This window comes from Bacteroidota bacterium (genome assembly GCA_016718825.1).
Classification (GTDB): domain Bacteria; phylum Bacteroidota; class Bacteroidia; order J057; family JADKCL01; genus JADKCL01.
Genome location: JADKCL010000068.1, coordinates 74,316 through 91,449 on the forward strand (window position 1 = coordinate 74,316; position 17,134 = coordinate 91,449).

Consider the following 17,134-nt stretch of genomic DNA (forward strand, 5'->3'; position numbering starts at 1 on the left):
TTGAATTCTCACGAGATGAGGCGTCGGCGTCCCGCCGAAACGCCGATGCTGCAATTCAGCCTCCGGCTGGCGAAGATTTGAGCAGAATCTTTAGATCAGCGAAGCTAATTTGGGTCCGTTCAGGATGACTTTGTAGAATTTACAGAAACGCACTTTGGCTTGCACTCCTTCGCTCAGTTCTTGCTTCCGCCCGGACTGACGAACCTCATTTCCCAAATCCGTGAAAAATGTTCGTAATTTGAGGGACTGAAAAGGGAATAAGATGCAGCAGATATTCAAGGATTCCGCGCAGCAGGCGCAGTTTGAGCAGGATGGGTACATTGTTCTGGATTTACTGTCGGCAGATGAGGTAGCGCATCTGAAAGACTATTACCTGCAGCATACGCCAGTGGAAAAGCCCTCCTATGGCTTCCATGTGAGCCTGGATGACAAGGACCGGGCGCAATCCATGGCGGCGACGGAGGAATTGTACCGCGTGCTGACCCCCAAAGTGGCCGAGATTTTTCAGGATTTCCAGATTTTCACGGCAAGTTTTGTCATCAAGGAGACGAATCCGAAAGGGGTTGTGCCGCCGCATCAAGACTGGACCTTTGTGGATGAAAGCCAATATTGGTCGGGAACTTTGTGGACGCCGCTCGTCGATGTGGACATGGACAACGGCTGCCTTGGCGTAATCAAGGGAAGCCATAAGTTCTTCAATTGGCCGCGTTGCTCGCCAAGCCCGCAGTTCAAAACGCCGCTGGGCGAGCACATGTTCACCATCTTTCCCTACCTGCAATTGGTGCCGATGAAGGCTGGCCAAACCATCCTCTTTGACAATCGCACCATTCATGGAAGTCCACCCAATACGACCGAGTCGCCGCGTTTGGCCGCCGGAATCGGGGTCACCCACAAGGATGCACAGCTGTTTCACCATTACTTCTTGCCCAACGTGCAGCCGGAGACCATCGAGGTATTTGCCATCCAACGCGAATTTTTCCTGCACTACAACAACGGCGGTCTGAGCGATCTGCACAACAACGGCGGCACCATCGAAGGATGGGAAAGCGTCGCAAAATACCCGATCACCTTGCCCAAATTCACGGTTGAGGAGATGCAAAACCTGATCAAAAGCCATCCGGGGAATGTCATGAACGTCGAACTGATTGAAAAATTGGCGCGGCTATTCAACTACAACCTCGACGGCACCAAAAAGGAAGAACCTGCACCGGCTCCGCAAACCGTTCCCCAAACCCAAACCGCGTCAGCTGTTGCCCAACCCGAAAAACGAGGCTTTTTCAGCCGCCTATTCTCTAGAAAATGATTACATCCGCCGCAAGAACGCAGATTTTCAAACGTCCGGAGCAGCACCTTGCCTTCGAACGCGATGGTTTTGTGGTCTTGGATTTCTTTGAACAGGAGGAAATCGCGGCGATGTTGGCCCACTTCGAATCGCTGCGCCCCGAAGGCCTGAAGGGTTTTTATACCACGACCTTCGACAATGACCCCGAATACCGCACCAAGGTCGACTTGGCCTTGCGCGGCGTGTTTGATCGGCCCGTTTCGGAGAATTTCATCCACTACAAATACTTCTTCTCGTCGTTCATCGCCAAGGCGCCCGACCCCAAAAGCGAATTGATCCTGCACCAAGACATGACCTTGGTCGACGAAGCGAAGTACCCGGGACTGAACATCTGGGCGCCGCTCGTGGATTTGACCATGGAAAATGGCCCGATTTACGTTTTGCCCGGGAGCCATCGGCTCAAACCCACCTACAGAGGCAGTTCATTGCCAGACATTTACGATGGCATCGAAAAGGAAGTCATTTCCGTGATGACCCCGCTGTTGCTCAAGGCCGGGCAGGCCGTTGCCTTCGATCAGAGTGTCTTGCATTATTCCCCGGCCAATCTCTCAGGCAAGGAACGCATCGTCGTCAACACCTTCATTTCCAACGAAGCAGCCAAGATCCGGATTTGTTTTCACGACAAGGAAAAGGCGCCCGACAAGGTGGAAATCTTCGCGCAGGCGGATGACTTTTTGCGGTTTTATACCGGCTTTGGCACCGATATTTTCAAGCGTCCGACAATCGGGGAAAGCTTGGGCTACTTTGATTACGACTTCCCCAAGGTGACCCTCGCCGAATTGGAAGCGAAGTATGGCAAAACCGATCCGGCACGCAAGGCGGGGCAAGGGCGCAACAATGCCGTTCCGCCGATATTCGTGAATACGGACTTGCAGCGGCAGTTTGACGAGGATGGATTTGTGCAGCTTCCGCTTTTGTCGGCAGACGATGTGAAGCTGCTCCGCGAATTGTATTTCCATTATTTCCCGGAATCCCCGCAAGCCTTTCACAGCAGCAGCTATTTGCCTGATTTCCCGCGAAAAAAGGAGATGAGCAATGCCATCGTGGACATTTTCAGGCCCCGGTTGGATGCGATTTTCCAGAATTTTTTCTACTTCGGATCAGCCTTTCTGACGAAGAATACCGGCAAAAACAGCCTCATGCCGATGCATCAGGACTGGACGATTGTCGACGAAAAGCGATTTGTGGCGGTGAATATCTGGACGCCCTTGCAAGATGCCGATGCCCACAACGGCGGATTGCAGGTTTTGCGCGGTAGCCACCGCTATTTGCCCGTTTTGCGCTGCCCGACGATTCCGTTTTTCTTTGAAGACGTCAAATCCGAAATGGCCGAAAACCTCACGCAACTCGACGTCAAAGCCGGCCATGCCGTGGTGCTCAACCAAGCATTGATCCATGCAAGTCCGCCGAATATGAGCGATCAAATGCGCCTCGCGATCACCACAGGCATCAAAACCGCCAATGCCCCGATGCGCTTCCATTATCAATCCGCCCCTGGCGAATTGGAAGTTTTTGCGATGGACGACGACTTCCTGCTGCGCTTCGAAGAGTTTCACAAGGATATTTATGAGCGGCCAAAGTTTGGGGAATCGATCGGTAAAATTCCGTTTGTGCAGGCACACCCGGGACGGGAAGCGTTGATTGAAATGATCCGGAAAAGCGGGGGGAGAAGTTCAGATTTGAGTGCGAGTGTGAGAGCGGAGGTAAAAAAGCAGAGCTTTTTTCAGCGGCTGTTTGGGCGATGAGACCCTTTGGATATCAAAAAATATTTGGTATCTTATGACATATTCCGTCTTTCATATATCCGGATTATGATCAAAAAAGGTCTTGTTACCATTGCTTTTGCTTGTCTTTTTTCTTTTTGCCTTCTGGGACAGCCTTGCGCCGTTCCCTACCTGAACCCTGCTGCCAATTTTACAGAGGTATGCTCAGTAACGGGTTCCACCACCTATGCCATTGTCGTCACTGCCGCCTCTGACAGTACGCTCTCCATCAACGGTTTGTATATGGAGCCTACTGGATATGTCATCGCTGATATTGACTGCAATGGCAACAGTTTTTCCTTTGCCTATCAGGCCCAAGCTCCGACGTATTTTCTCACTGGCCAAGGTTTCATCAGCGGCCAAACCGTTTCGATTGCCTATAGCGTTTTTCACGCGAGCGATTCCACCTTTTTGGAAGCCTGCAATGGTTCCTATGGTCCTGGCTCGGTCGGATTGAATACGCAGCCTTCATCCACCGAGCTTTTCTTGTATCCCAATCCTGCAAGCAGCAAGGTCAATGTTGCAATTTCAGGCGCCGATAAGCCCACAGGTTCCTGGTATTGCGAATTGCACGACTTGCAGGGACGATTGGTCACCCGGCAGACTTTCGCATCCAGCGACACTCAAGTCATGGAGCTGGAAAAAATCCCTTCCGGGCTTTACTTGGCAACCGTTGGGACTCATCTGGACGAATTGGCGCATCGTGTTTTAGTGGTGAAGTGATTACTTTTTGCGAGCACACTGTTTCCGAAATAGTCGTCTATTCTGAAATTGGTTTTTATGTTCATGATCATTTGATGGTTATTGGTAGGGACAGGTCGCGACCTGTCCCTACCAATAACCGATTCAATGTCAATAATATACAAAAATATAAGCAGCAGTCGCAGCCAAGAACTACCGAATTCTGACGACAAAAATTGCATTAATGTCTTCGTGGCTAAAATCCAATAAAACCACGTAGAATCACCCACATTTCCTATCTTGCCCCAACAATGGTACGCCCCAGTTCCCCCACCGCCCTCATATTTTTCAGCAGAAGTGCTGAACAGGAGGGCATTGCCAAGCCTTGGCTGGGCAACGGGAACAAACGCACCAACGCTGCAATTGCAAGGCTCCTGATCGAAAAAGCCAAGGCCAACGTGCAGCAATCCGGTTTGGATGTCTTTCATTTTGACGAGCGGTTGCAACGCGGGGAGGATTTCGGGGCACGTCTTTCGAATGCGTTTGCGGATGTGTTTGCGCTGGGCTATTCCTCGGCCGTGGCCGTGGGCAATGACAGTCCCGAGCTCGGGACCCTCGATTGGGAAGGGCTGCAAGCGTCCTTGAACCAAGGCCAATCCGTGATCGGCCCCACCTTGCGCGGCGGCGCCTACCTCATTGGTTTGCAAGCAAATGCATTCGATGCGGAAGCTTTTGCGGCACTGCCTTGGCAGACCCGCGACGTGTATGCGCACCTCTCGGCCTACCTGCATGCGACACATGCGCAAGCCCCGACCGAATTGGCCTGCATGCGGGACCTCAATTCGGCAAGGGACCTCCAAGTTTATGTACAAACCCGTACTGACGGATTTGCATTTTGCCTTTCGTTGCTGCTGGTCGCCCATCGAACCCGGACGGAATTCGCCGAAAATCAATACATTACGCATACCACAAATCCGAGGCCGCAGCGTGGCCCGCCTGCTGGAATTCTCCTCGAATTCTAGCTTTGACTGCGCCGCTTGAAGGCCGCATTTCCGATAGCTGGAAATCGAGGGCATCGCCCAGGACCTTTTTCAGTTTCGGATTTCCAAAATTTCATTCGGATGAATATCCATTTGCAGGATTTGCGGTTACGCACGTTTGTGTCTATGCAAACCATTTTTCGGGGCTTGTTCCTCGCAATGCTGGCCTTGCTTTTGCCTCAATTTTCTTTGGCGCAAGAGACCTCGGGAACACTGCGGGGCACGGTGACGGACAGTTTGGGTGTACCCGTTCCAAATGCGACGGTCAAGGTTTTTCAGCGTTCCACGGGCGCGGTATTCGGGACTTTGACGCAGCAAGACGGATTTTTTGTGCTCAATCAGCTCCAACCCGACAATAGTTATCGATTGCAAGTGGAAGCGATTGATTTTCAGGTTTTCGCAGAGGAAAATATTGCGATTGCCCTTGGGCGTTCCACAATATTTGACGTACGATTGAAGGCCAAGAGCTATACTTTGGACGCGATTGTGATCACGACAGACGATCAAGATCCGATCAAAAATCCCAAAAAGGGCAATGAAAATACGCTCAAAGGTGAATTGATCAGCCGTCTGCCAACGCTCAACCGCAGCATTCAAGATGCAACGCGGGTGTTGCCGGAGGTGAATCAAAATTCATTCGGAGGGGCCAATTACCGGTTCAATAACCTGAGCATCGACGGAAGTGCGACCAACGATGTGCTTGGTTTTCAGGAGCCTGCAAGCGGAGCGGCCGGTTCGACAGCATCGGGCACACCCGGCGGACTTGCGGGCACGCAGCCCATTGGTTACGGCGCGATCAGTGCGCTGTCGATCAAAACCGCTCCCTTTGACGTGAGTTATGGCAATTTCACCGGGGCAAGCATCAATGCCGTGACCAAAAGCGGAACCAATACCCTGAAAGGCGATGTTTATGGATTCGGCCGAAATCAAGTGCTGCTCGGGCGGCGTGCCAATGGCGAATTGCAACCGGATGCCGCATTTGGCGATGCCCAAACAGGTTTTAGCCTTGGCGGACCTCTGGTCAAGGACAAGCTGTTTTTCTTTGCCAATGCCGAGTATGCCACACGTCGCGAGCCCGTTCTGAATGGTCCCGGAACGGCCGAATCCGACATTCCGATGGCCGTGGTGCAGGAAATTGCAGATACCATGATTGCGCGCTATGGCTACGACCCGGGGGCAATGGAAAATGTAAAATTGGATGCGCGCAGCCTGAAATTATTCGGTCGAATGGACTTCAATATTTCAGCAAAGCACAAGTTGACCTTGCGCGACAATTATGTACGTGGCTTTGCAGACAGGCTCGAATGGACGCCTAATTTCTTCAATTTTGGCAATCAAGGGTACCGACATACTTCGCATACCAACAGCGTCGTCGCCGAGTTGCGCAGCAGCCTGAAAGCCAATTTCTACAACAAAATGACCGTTTCGCAGACGACGGTCGTCGATGGTCGCAGCTTCGACGGTCGCGTCTTTCCGCATATTGAGATCAACTACAATACCGCAAATACCATTTTTGCAGGTACTTACCGCGAGGCGGCAATTTACGGGCTCACGCTCAATACCACTCAATTCGCAGACAATCTCACGTTTTACAAGAACCGCCATATTTTCACCGGCGGACTTTCGGCGGAATTCAACCGTATCGAATACCGTTTTCTTACGGCTTGGAACGGACGTTGGCAATACAAATCGCCGCAGGATTTTTTTGATGACCAACCCAACCGCGTGCGCGGCGTGTACAATGTCGGCAACAATGATTTTGGCTTCAACCGAGATCAGCCAAGCGCTGCTTACAGCGTTTTGCTCGCCGGATTTTATGCCCAAGACGAGATTCGGGTGAATTCGCAACTGAGTCTGACCGCAGGCCTACGGGCTGATTTACAGCAGCATCCCGGAGAATTTCCGATGAATGCAGACTTGCATGCCACACCTGCATTCGCTGGCTACAACAATAAAATACATTCTCGTCCACAGCTGAATCCGCGTTTGGGTTTCAATTGGGTGCTCGACAAACAACAATCGGTTTTGGTGCGCGGCGGTTCGGGACTGTTTACGGGCCGAATTCCTTTTGTTTGGTATGCTTATGTACACTACATCTCCGGAACGCAATATTTTAACATCGATCTCAAACCCTCGGGGCCATTGCCGTTGACGGAGAATCTCGCCGATTTGGCGGCGCAGCAGCCGGGTTTGACGGAAATCAACTTGGTGGACAATGATTTCACCTTGCCGCGCGATTGGAAAACCAATTTGGCATTCGACATCAAACTCCCGGCCAAAACCTTTCTGAGCATCGAAGGGACGTACACCAAAGTCTTGTCAGGCTTGCTGTTTCAATCCATCAATTTCAAGGATTCCGTGGGCAATTTTTCCGGGGCAGATGACCGCCCTTATTACCTTGCAACGGGTTCGGCGATCAAGCTCAATCCCAATTTCACCAATGTTTTTCTGCTCACGAATGTAGATCAGGGTTACAGGTACAATATCAGCTTGAACCTTACCAAGCGCACCAAAAGCTACACAGGATCAATTGGTTATACCTTCGGAGAAAGCAAGGACATCAGCAGTACCGTCCGCAATTCACATGCCGCAAACTTCGAATGGAACCAATCGGTGGTGGCCAATTCGCCGCAGCTTGCCTATTCCAATTTTGATTTGCGCCACAAGGCCGTGACCTACCACATGATCGAACGATCCACGAAAATCGGCAAGTTTTCTCTAATGGCGATTTATTCGATGCGGTCGGGAAACCCGTTTTCCTTTGTGTATGAAGGCGATATGAACCGCGACGGATCGGCTAAAAACGACCTTTTTTACATTCCACGGGACGCATCCGAGATTCGTTTGCAACCCATTTTGGATGCCAATGGTGTCGAAATCGTCAGCGCAGCTGCACAATGGACGCAGTTGGATGCCTACATTTCAGGCAACGAATATCTGCGCAATCACCGCGGACAAATTGCCGAACGAAATGGCGCAAGGACCCCGTGGAACCATCAACTGGATTTCCGATTCGGATACAACAAACCACTTTTACACGGGAAGCATCACCTGCAGGTGACGTTGGACCTGATCAATGCAGGCAACCTTGTTTCCAAAACTTGGGGCAATCAGTATTTTGTACCCAATGTCCAGAATGCAGGCTTCGGACTCATGGATTTCATCAAAATCCAAAATGGCGAACCCGTTTTTCAATTCAAAAACCCGGGAGGTACACCTTGGCAGATTGATCCGCTGAATTCGCGTTGGCAGGCGCAGTTGGGGTTGCAGTACAGCTTTTGAGGAACATCGGCTGCCATGCCCGTTTCCACATTTGCTTCGAAATTGGATCGGTGCTCTTCCAAAAGCATCAATCCAAAACGACGGAGAAGGCACTGCCTATTCCCCAATATCCTCGTTCCAGAGCTCGGGTTTGGCGGCAATGAAGTCCTCCATCATCTTCACGCATTCGGGTAGGTCGAGGTCGATCACCTCCACGCCGTGGCTACGCATAAATTCCACCGCGCCAGGGAATGTCCGCGATTCGCCGACGATCACCTTCGGGATCTTGAACTGCACGATTGTTCCCGCACACATATAGCAGGGCATAAGGGTGCTATAAATCACCGTATTGCGGTAGCTGCCGATGCGTCCCGCATTGTTCAGGCAATCCATTTCCCCATGCAGGATGGGATTTTGTTCCTGCACCCGTTTGTTATGACCCGTAGCTACCAATTTCCCGTCCTTGACCAGCACCGAACCAATCGGAATACCACCCTGTGAAAGCCCTAACTTTGCCTCGTCAATGGCGAGACGCATGAATTCATCCATAATCAATTGTTGTTGTGAACAATTAGAAATGAAAAATTAGAAATTAGAAATGGACTGCAATTTCTCATTTAGCTGCGCTGAACTTCATTTCTCAATTAGCTTCGCTGATGTGCTTCGCAGTTCTCAATTCTCAATTCTCAATTCTCAATTCTCAATTCCTCCGCATCTTAATCGCATCCTCCACCGTAGGCACATGATGGCCATTTCCGCCCGCTCGTTCATCGTTGAAGGTCGTCGGAATCGTGCCAGCAGCGGTGCGCTGCTCCCAGCTCAGGAATTCCTTGCCGTCGTCGCGTTTCTCCATCGTAATGCATTGCTCGACAGGGCAGACCAGCGAACAAAGGTTGCAGCCCACGCAATTTTCTTCGATGATGCTCGGCACGCGGCTGCCGTCTGTCGGGAGGGCAATCGCTTGGTGGGCACCATCGTCACAAGCCGTATAGCACAATTGGCAGCCGATGCACTTGTCTTTATTGATTTCGGCGACGACTTTGTGCTTGAGGTTGAGCTCTTTCCACTCCACCTGCCGTGGCAGGGCCTTGCCGCACATCTCCGCAATATTTCGGAAGCCTTTTTCATCCATGTAGCGCTCCAAACCCGGCAACATCTCGCGGATGATGCCAAATCCGTAGTGCATTACCGCCGTGCAAACCTGCAGCGAACTCGCGCCCAACAGGATAAATTCGGCGGCGTCGCGCCAGTTTTCGATGCCGCCAATACCCGAGATGGGGACATTGATCTCGGGATGCTGCGCGCAATCCTTGAGCATATTGAGGGCAATCGGCTTGACTGCCGGACCGCAATAGCCGCCGTTGGTACTCAATCCGTCCACTTCAGGATAGGCGGTGAGGGTATCGAGGTTGATACCCACGATGCTTTTGATTGTATTGATCAACGAAAGCGCATTGGTGCCACCTTGGACTGCAGCAAGTGCGGGATCCGTAATATGCGAAATATTGGGCGTGAGCTTCGTAATCACTGGAATTTTAGCCACTTCCATGACCCATCCGACGATGATTTTGAGCACCTCGGGATCCTGCCCGACGGCGCTGCCCATCCCGCGCTCACACATGCCATGCGGGCATCCGAAGTTCAATTCGATGCCATCTGCGCCGGCATTTTGGACGTCCTTCACGATCTGATGCCATTCTTCGCGGCTCTCGACCATAAGCGAGGCAATCACGGCATGGTTGGGAAAATGTTTTTTGACCTGCTCAATCTCGCGCAAATTGTCGGCGAGGGTGCGGTCGGTGATCAATTCGATGTTGTTGAAGCCCGCCATGCGGGTATTGCGGTAATTGACTGCGCCGTAACGGCTCGAAACATTGACCACCGGCACGCCGAGGGTCTTCCAAACCGCGCCGCCCCAGCCCGCGTCGAAGGCTTTCATCACTTGATAGCCGCTGTTTGCAGGCGGCGCGGAAGCCAACCAAAATGGATTCGGTGCCTTGATTCCCGCGAAATTGATGCTCAAATCTGCCATAATATTAATTTTCTGGCATTGTCCCCGTGTAGGGACAGGTCGCGACCTGTCCCTACACGGGGGACAATGGATTTTATTTCATGAATATAGAATGTATCCCTTTCGCCGCCGCCTTGCCTTCGGCTGCGGCATTCACGACCTCAGCGCCGCCATTGACGGCATCGCCGCCCGCAAAATACTGCGGATTGACGCACTGACCATGCGCATTCACCTTGATTTTGCCGCTTCCGTCAAACAATTCGCCCTTAATTTGTGACAAAAGCGACTTCTGTTTTTCTTGTCCCGTTGCCAAAATCACCATGTCGCAAGACACTACAAATTCCGAACCTGCAATTTCCTTGACTTGGCCATCCACGACTTCCGTCCGAATGAATTTGACGCCTTCCGCCTTTACATTTCCAACAATTTCAACGGGTTGGGCAGAAAATAAGCCACGCACGCCGACACCTTTCGCGAGGTCGTATTCGAATTCATAAGCGCCCATGTCGGCTTTGGGGCGGCGGTAGGCGAGGGTCACTTCCGATGCGCCCAAGCGCGCGCTTTCGCTTGCAGCGTCCATGGCCGTATTACCACCCCCGATCACGACCACGCGCTCGGGAATGTGTACATCCGAATGCGCAAAGCGCAGGTGCTCAATGAATTCGGTTGCGCCGGTCACGCCGGGCAAATTTTCACCCTTCAATCCCAAAGCACGCGTTTTCCCAAGACCGATTCCCAGGAATATCGCATTGTAGCCACGCTCCAGGCGCTCGAAATCCTCGGGAGCCTCAATCGGTGATTCGTAATACACACGATAACCAAATTGCGCTTGCAAATAGGCCATTTCGTCGAGTGCCTCGGCATTCGTGATTTTGTAGGGTGCGACACCGTAAACCGTCAATCCGGAAGGCTGAGCTTTGGCTTCGAAAACATCAACTTCATAACCCAGCAACCGCAATTCGCAGGCACAAGCAATGCCAGACGGACCGGCCCCGATGACCGCAACTTTTTTGCCATTCGAAGGAGCCAAATCAAACAATTTCTTATTGGCCGCAATGGCCGCGGAAGTTGCATGGGCCTGCAAACGACCGATCTCCAAGGGCTTGACATCCTGATGATTGTAAACGCAGCTACCTTCGCAGAGGACCTCCGTCGGACAGACCTTGCCGCAGGCATGACCAAAGAAATTGCTTTCGTAAATTGTCTTGGCCGCGCCATCCAAATTGCCCGTATTGATCTGCCGGATGAAAAGCGGAATGTCAATCCCCGTAGGGCAGGCGTTCACACAAGGTGCATCATAACAAAACAGGCAACGGCTGCTTTCATAATAAGCCTCCGTGGCATTCATAAGCGGCTTCAGTTGCGCAAAATTTTGCTCAAACTCAGCCTCATTTTGTGGTGTTTTGAATTCTCCCATCATATACTCAGTTAGCAATTAGCGGTTAGCAATTAGCAGTTTACAGCATTCTTTCGAACTGCTAACTGCTACTTGCTAACTGCTCACTACGCATTACAGCTCCGTCAATTTCCCATAAGTTTCCGGCCTGCGATCCCTGAAAAACTGCCATGTGGAACGCACTTCCTCGATCATGTCGAGGTCAAATTCGGCGACGAGCAATTCATCATTGTCTTCGCTTGCTTGTGCAAAAATCTGGCCGCGTGGATCGACAAAATAGCTTGTGCCGTAGAATTTGCCCAGATTCCAGGGTTTTTCAGTGCCGACACGGTTGATGCATCCCATGAAATAACCGTTCGCGGCAGCATGCGCGGGTTGCTCAAGTTTCCAGAGATATTGGCTCAAGCCTGCGACGGTGGCACTCGGGTTGTACACGATTTCCGCGCCGTTCAAACCGAGGCAGCGGGCACCATCCGGGAAGTGGCGGTCATAACAAATATATACCCCCACCTTGGCATACGCCGTTTGAAAAACGGGATAACCAAGATTGCCGGGTTTGAAGAAAAATTTCTCCCAAAATCCGCTCGTATGCGGGATATGGTTTTTGCGGTATTTGCCGAGGTATTTGCCATCGGCATCGATCACGGCCGCGGTATTGTAAAGAAAGCCCGCGCTTTCCTTTTCATACACAGGCACCACGATGACCATGCCGTATTTTTTGGCATAAACGGCAAGCCGTTCCGTGGTCGGACCCGGCACAGCTTCGGCACTTGCATACCAAAGTTTGTCCTGACCGGGGCAGAAATAGGGCGTATTGAAAATCTCTTGCAAACAGAGGATTTGGACCCCTTCCTGACCTGCCTTCTCGATGTAGGGAATGTGTTTCTCGTACATCGCCTCGACGATTTGCTCAATCGAACCTTCGCCTTCGGTCATGGGAAGACTCATTTGGATGAGTCCGGATTTTACTTTTCTAGGCATATATCTTCTATCTTTTCAAATGATCGATTTTGGGAAGCAAATTTTTGCTCCATACACTATCAAAATGGAAGATTGGAGGAATTTGGGAGAAAAGCAAGTGCGATTCGCCCTTTCCGTGCAGGATTCGGATTCCTCCATGCGGAATGGTTCATGGTCAAGGGGTTTGGTTCGTGCAATCGCTGAAGGTCAATCGCTCGCCCTACAGATCAGCGGGTTTGACAAACCGCAATGTGACAAATCCATCACGGAGTGGACCTTCATGATACGGATTGGGTAACGGATCCATCAGGTGGCTTTCATCGATGTTGTTTTCCGTATACGCTCGATGTATGATGAGCTCATTGATTTGATTGACAGCGAGTTGCTGTAATCTTTCGATCGTATTGGATGAAGGTGTGCCATTGGGACCATGAACTTTGATTTGGAGCTTGTAAATCCAATCGGCATTGGCCATGCCGGCGAACCGGAAATCATTGGCAACAAACCATTCCTCGGAAAATTGCTTGCGGCCGTTGAGGGTCAGCGTGTCGCCCGCATCGGGAATTTCGTCATCGATTCCCACAAGGTATTGAGCGTAATCGGGTTGCGAACAAGTGTAGAAAAAGTCAGGCAGGGGACTGGAAAGCACGGTATTGCTATCCTTTGGATTCACCAACCATTCGCCGCGCCCGATCGCGCAAAGTTTGAGTTCGAAAAATATTGCTTTGAACGTAGTTTCGTCCATCCATTGATGCACCCACGGAACCATAAAAAAGTCATCCGGCAACGTGTCGATGGGAGAGGCTTGCGGATTCGAAAAGATGAGTCCCTTGCGATCAGTTGCAACAAAATCCACGCTGCACCACAATTTCCCTTCAGCATCGAAATTGCCCTTCGAATAGTCGCTGTGGTAACAAATGGAATACTCCAATTCCGTGCGAATCGTCCCGGAATCGCCATGTTGCCGCAGCTCCTCACGGGTCAATTGGTTGCTGACCGTGTTCAGATTGATCTCGCGGGATGGACCATTTTTCCATTGAATGGTCATCACCGCCTTCGTTTCGAGGCTTTTCGGACGCTGACGATGGCTGCATCCCGTGCAAAGCAGCAAGAACAGAACCCCGACAAAAAGCCAGCGCGATGTTTTCATATTCCAAGGCTATGTATTTTCCCATTCAAAGGCAAGAGAATGCAATTCAACAACAGCATGAAACTCGGCCATCCAACACTGGAATTCCATACGGTCGATAGCTGCTGCTGGAATTGTATTGAGGTCTGTGACCGATATTGTGGGTGAACGTTGCAACTGGAATGATTTCCCCAGCATTCGGCGTCTCTGTCGTCGAACGGTTCAGATTTTGTTTAACAACGTTTTCCTCAAAGCTTTTCCGCAAACGCCTTGGCGATCGCACTTTGCAGACTTTCCTTCCATTTGCTGTCACTCCGAATGTACACTGCCGGGCAGCCCATCCAAGCGGTGACCTCCAAGGATTGTGGACCTTTGACCTGTATATTGCTCCGGATCAAATGCTCCCATTCGCCTTCCGGAAAATAGGCTGGGACTTTCACTTTTTCTGGATCCTTGGTGGTGTGCAACCATACATTCGGAATCACCAGGATGTCACGCCCCAAGAGATATTCGTATTTCAAATCAAGTACATTGGGATCCTCCGGATAATGCAGCCACAAATGTCGGATCATCGGCCAGCCTTTTTCATGCGCTTCGACATTGAGGGCTTTCAAATAATCCCCTAAGGCATCATGGGCTTTGGCCATGCGCAAAAATCCGGGATGCGGTTTTGTCAGTCCCCAGACTTGGTCGTCGCGTTTCAGCAATCCTTCGTGCGTCCGAAAAATGGGCGTGAAGGCCGCAAATTCGGCCCATCGCTCCATCAGGATGAAACTTCGGTCGATGTGCAGCATGCCGTTGGAAACATTGGTATAGCCGCCGAGATCGCTGTGGTTGATGGCGATTCCACTCATTCCGGAGGAAATCATGGCAGTGACGGCCGAGGGAAGTCCGTCGTTTTCGCCCCAGGATGTCATTTGGTCGCCCGCCCAATATGTCGATGCATATTGTCCTGCACCTAAATATCCGGAGCGGCTGAAATAAACATAATCTTCGGGATGCCCCGTGCTTTCGATCGCCATGCGGTTGACTTGTTGCCAGCGAATGGGATAATCATTGTGCGCTGCAATACTGCCTTCGTGCTTTGCCTTGTTGCCTTTGGAATCGGATGCGACCGGGTACCATTCGGCAAAATCAGCCATCCATCCAGAAAAACCAATGTCGATCATGTTCTTGCGAATCATCTCGGACAACATTTTGCGGGTCGCCGGATCGTGCAATTCGAATTGAAAAGCATCGAAACCACCCACCGGGAACAGTCGCGGAAGACCTTGAATGTCTTTGACCAGAAACTGCGCCAATGAATCCGCCCAATGGCTTTCAGCTTTCAAAAACGGATTGATATAACCCAAGACTTTGATTCCGGCAGCGTTTTTGGCCGTTATCCATTGTTGGATCCGCGGATATTGCACCGTATCAGCTTCCCAATGCCATTGCAAGCGACTTCCGAATTGCGTTTGCCGCTTTCCGACCCAGTCTTGGATCCAAATTGCGGCCAATTTACAGCCAAACGCCTGCAAGCGGGCGACGCGTTCATCCACCTGTTTTGCACCGCCTTGAATGCCCAACCATGTCCCCCAAGCCCAGTCCGGCAAAATGGGAAATCGCCCGTTGATCGTGCTGAAGGCCTCCAAAATATCCAAAGGTTGCGGCTTTTGCCAGATGACGAGCGTGAGGCTTGCCTCCATCGCATCAATTTCCACGCGATCGGGTTTGCTGAAATCCAGCTGCGAAGGGCTTCCGCCTGTCACCGCAATTCCCTTGCCTTCGGTCGTCATGTAAAACGGAATCGGGCAATAGGTCGAAAATTCATTTCCGGCCACACCCGCCAACCGTGTGAAAGGCGTGATTTTGGGGTCGCCGCGTCCGATTCCGTTTTCCTCGACAATCATCGGAACCTTGTGTCCCTGCAAATTGAGGTGGCTGAATTGTTCTCCGCCGCCGAAGATATGGGCTGCCGAAGATTGAACGTAACGCAGGATCAAGCGGTCGGTTGTAGGCGATTCGGCGACGGGCAGAACCTTGAGCTGCAAGTGGTCTTCGGTCGGATGCGTCACCAGCATTTTTGCCTGCATCTTGGTTTTTCCATTCGCAAGCTGGATAAAAACGGTGATTGCACGCCCCGAATGGGTCACCACCGAGTCAATGGCGTCAAACCGAAATGGCTTCAGCAGGTGATCTTTCAACTTGAAGGAACCCATTCGCTGTTTGATGGATGATTTCCCATCCGCAGCAATCAGCCAATCTTCTCCCAAAGGAAATGCGATCGCAGGTTGGCTTTTTCCCGGCAACCAAAAGGACAATTCGGCGCTCGTTTGACGCACTTGGATTTGCGCAGAAACTTCCGACCTTGCTGCCAACAGGATTGCCAGAAATGCCAGTATACCAAGCTTGATATTGTAATTTGACAAGTGCATTTTTAAACTGGATTTCGCTGAACGATACCATTGATCATGACCACTTTTTCGCCGACCACCGTACGCGAAGGAATGATGATTCGCCGGTTTTGGGTTCGGTTCCGGACCCCTGACCTGCATCGCAGCAAAGGGGCAAAAAGGCAGGCATTCGTGTGGAGCGTATTCAAAACGAAGTCTGAAATGTAAAATGCTGGACATCAGACGCTATTCCACCTGCAGCTCGGTAAAAGTCCAAGGCATGTTGATCTTCGACATCCGCAGCCACAAAAACCGCACGGAATCCATTTTTCTTCGCATAATTTTGAAGCGCCCGCAAGAGCTTCATTCCTAGTCCTTGACGCTGATATTTCTGCCTGACGGCAATGTCATAAAGGAAAAGTTCCTTTTCCTGATTGCGGTAACAATGTAGGACATAGGCTGTGAGTCCACCCGCCAATTCATTGTCGCAATAGACATTGTACACGACGAGCATTTCGCTGAAGAGCAATTTTGACAAATAGGAAAGGCTAGCGGTCGGTGGAGTTTCGTTCTCAAAGACTTCTTGAAACAGGAATGTCAGCGCGCGGAGAGCCTCTGCATCGTTCCTGCCCAGCCGTTGCACTTGGATGTGGCTAGGGATGGGCGGCTTCTCGGTGTCCACGGATGTTTCTTGGGAGGTGGTTTTTGCAACTGCTTCGAATTCAATTTTATACATCCTCAATTGGGCCTGCACAGCAATGATGTTCTGTTGCAATTGGAATGTAAACCATTGTTGGCGGTATTTCCCGGAATTGTCTATTTCGTACCTGAATTTGGCGAATGGCTTACTGCTACGAAGTGCTTTCCACAAGCGATCCTGGACAGCAGAATCGCTGAGAGATTCCACAAAGGCTTCCATTACGGCATAATCTTCGCGGCTGTCCAAGGGTTCGATTTCCTTCCAAGTCTTGAGTGCCTTCTTGTAGCGGGCCTTCTCCACCTTGCCTTCTTCGCCGCCAATACTGCTGAAATATTCCTTTTCATCGAAATCTCCAGAGTCGAAATTCAACCAAAATGCGACTTCCCCGGTGATGGGATCGATGAAGCAACGTTCATGCGAATCTAAACGTTCCGCGATTTCCTTCACCTGTTGAGCTGTGAGTGCATTCATGTTTC

General features: G+C 51.1%; 12 protein-coding genes. 5 read left to right on the top strand and 7 right to left on the bottom strand.

The window, feature by feature from the left end; all coding sequences use genetic code 11:
- Nucleotides 1–262 precede the first annotated feature (262 nt).
- The 5 genes from IPN95_31310 to IPN95_31330 all read left to right on the top strand — a co-directional run bounded on the left by IPN95_31310 (nucleotide 263) and on the right by IPN95_31330 (nucleotide 8,108).
- Nucleotides 263–1,303, top strand: coding sequence for a phytanoyl-CoA dioxygenase family protein (locus tag IPN95_31310; GenBank protein ID MBK9453805.1), 1,041 nt, complete (start codon nucleotides 263–265; stop codon nucleotides 1,301–1,303).
- Nucleotides 1,300–3,087 carry a phytanoyl-CoA dioxygenase family protein gene (locus IPN95_31315; GenBank protein MBK9453806.1) on the top strand — a complete coding sequence of 596 codons (1,788 nt, stop codon included), beginning with the start codon at nucleotides 1,300–1,302 and terminating at the stop codon, nucleotides 3,085–3,087. The genes IPN95_31310 and IPN95_31315 overlap by 4 nt, the downstream gene beginning before the upstream one ends.
- Nucleotides 3,088–3,153: 66 nt before the next feature.
- On the top strand, nucleotides 3,154–3,828 hold the full coding sequence (locus tag IPN95_31320; protein MBK9453807.1) for a T9SS type A sorting domain-containing protein: 675 nt from the start codon (nucleotides 3,154–3,156) through the stop codon (nucleotides 3,826–3,828).
- 269 nt (nucleotides 3,829–4,097) lie between these two features.
- On the top strand, nucleotides 4,098–4,808 hold the full coding sequence (locus IPN95_31325; GenBank protein ID MBK9453808.1) for a DUF2064 domain-containing protein: 711 nt from the start codon (nucleotides 4,098–4,100) through the stop codon (nucleotides 4,806–4,808).
- A 99-nt stretch (nucleotides 4,809–4,907) separates the two neighbouring features.
- The gene (locus tag IPN95_31330; GenBank protein MBK9453809.1) at nucleotides 4,908–8,108 is read left to right on the top strand and encodes a TonB-dependent receptor; all 3,201 of its coding nucleotides are present in this window, start codon (nucleotides 4,908–4,910) and stop codon (nucleotides 8,106–8,108) included.
- A 96-nt stretch (nucleotides 8,109–8,204) separates the two neighbouring features.
- Here IPN95_31330 and IPN95_31335 read toward each other — a convergent pair whose 3' ends face one another.
- The 7 genes from IPN95_31335 to IPN95_31365 all read right to left on the bottom strand — a co-directional run bounded on the left by IPN95_31335 (nucleotide 8,205) and on the right by IPN95_31365 (nucleotide 17,129).
- Complete coding sequence (locus IPN95_31335; GenBank protein MBK9453810.1) at nucleotides 8,205–8,636, bottom strand: nucleoside deaminase; 432 nt, start codon at nucleotides 8,634–8,636, stop codon at nucleotides 8,205–8,207.
- A gap of 151 nt (nucleotides 8,637–8,787) precedes the next feature.
- Nucleotides 8,788–10,119, bottom strand: a complete 1,332-nt coding sequence (gene preA, locus IPN95_31340) for an NAD-dependent dihydropyrimidine dehydrogenase subunit PreA (protein ID MBK9453811.1) — start codon at nucleotides 10,117–10,119, stop codon at nucleotides 8,788–8,790.
- A gap of 73 nt (nucleotides 10,120–10,192) precedes the next feature.
- The gene (locus IPN95_31345) at nucleotides 10,193–11,515 is read right to left on the bottom strand and encodes an FAD-dependent oxidoreductase (protein ID MBK9453812.1); all 1,323 of its coding nucleotides are present in this window, start codon (nucleotides 11,513–11,515) and stop codon (nucleotides 10,193–10,195) included.
- Nucleotides 11,516–11,608: 93 nt separating this feature from the next.
- A complete protein-coding gene (locus IPN95_31350; protein MBK9453813.1) occupies nucleotides 11,609–12,475 on the bottom strand; it encodes an acyltransferase in 867 nt (288 codons plus the stop codon).
- Between the two features lie 199 nt (nucleotides 12,476–12,674).
- Nucleotides 12,675–13,604 (bottom strand): hypothetical protein, encoded by a 930-nt coding sequence (locus tag IPN95_31355; protein ID MBK9453814.1) that lies wholly within the window; start codon nucleotides 13,602–13,604, stop codon nucleotides 12,675–12,677.
- 227 nt (nucleotides 13,605–13,831) lie between these two features.
- Nucleotides 13,832–16,000, bottom strand: a complete 2,169-nt coding sequence (locus IPN95_31360; protein MBK9453815.1) for an alpha-glucosidase — start codon at nucleotides 15,998–16,000, stop codon at nucleotides 13,832–13,834.
- A gap of 163 nt (nucleotides 16,001–16,163) precedes the next feature.
- Entirely contained in the window at nucleotides 16,164–17,129 is a 966-nt protein-coding gene (locus IPN95_31365; GenBank protein MBK9453816.1) for a GNAT family N-acetyltransferase, read from the bottom strand.
- Nucleotides 17,130–17,134 lie beyond the last annotated feature (5 nt).

What these genes read in the sequence shown, in the direction of transcription:
- IPN95_31310 (MBK9453805.1), top strand. Translation starts at nt 263, where the DNA reads ATGCAGCAGATATTCAAGGATTCCGCGCAGCAGGCGCAGTTTGAGCAG.
- IPN95_31315 (MBK9453806.1), top strand. Translation starts at nt 1,300, where the DNA reads ATGATTACATCCGCCGCAAGAACGCAGATTTTCAAACGTCCGGAGCAG.
- IPN95_31320 (MBK9453807.1), top strand. Translation starts at nt 3,154, where the DNA reads ATGATCAAAAAAGGTCTTGTTACCATTGCTTTTGCTTGTCTTTTTTCT.
- IPN95_31325 (MBK9453808.1), top strand. Translation starts at nt 4,098, where the DNA reads ATGGTACGCCCCAGTTCCCCCACCGCCCTCATATTTTTCAGCAGAAGT.
- IPN95_31330 (MBK9453809.1), top strand. Translation starts at nt 4,908, where the DNA reads ATGAATATCCATTTGCAGGATTTGCGGTTACGCACGTTTGTGTCTATG.
- IPN95_31335 (MBK9453810.1), bottom strand. Translation starts at nt 8,636, where the DNA reads ATGGATGAATTCATGCGTCTCGCCATTGACGAGGCAAAGTTAGGGCTT.
- preA (MBK9453811.1), bottom strand. Translation starts at nt 10,119, where the DNA reads ATGGCAGATTTGAGCATCAATTTCGCGGGAATCAAGGCACCGAATCCA.
- IPN95_31345 (MBK9453812.1), bottom strand. Translation starts at nt 11,515, where the DNA reads ATGGGAGAATTCAAAACACCACAAAATGAGGCTGAGTTTGAGCAAAAT.
- IPN95_31350 (MBK9453813.1), bottom strand. Translation starts at nt 12,475, where the DNA reads ATGCCTAGAAAAGTAAAATCCGGACTCATCCAAATGAGTCTTCCCATG.
- IPN95_31355 (MBK9453814.1), bottom strand. Translation starts at nt 13,604, where the DNA reads ATGAAAACATCGCGCTGGCTTTTTGTCGGGGTTCTGTTCTTGCTGCTT.
- IPN95_31360 (MBK9453815.1), bottom strand. Translation starts at nt 16,000, where the DNA reads ATGCACTTGTCAAATTACAATATCAAGCTTGGTATACTGGCATTTCTG.
- IPN95_31365 (MBK9453816.1), bottom strand. Translation starts at nt 17,129, where the DNA reads ATGAATGCACTCACAGCTCAACAGGTGAAGGAAATCGCGGAACGTTTA.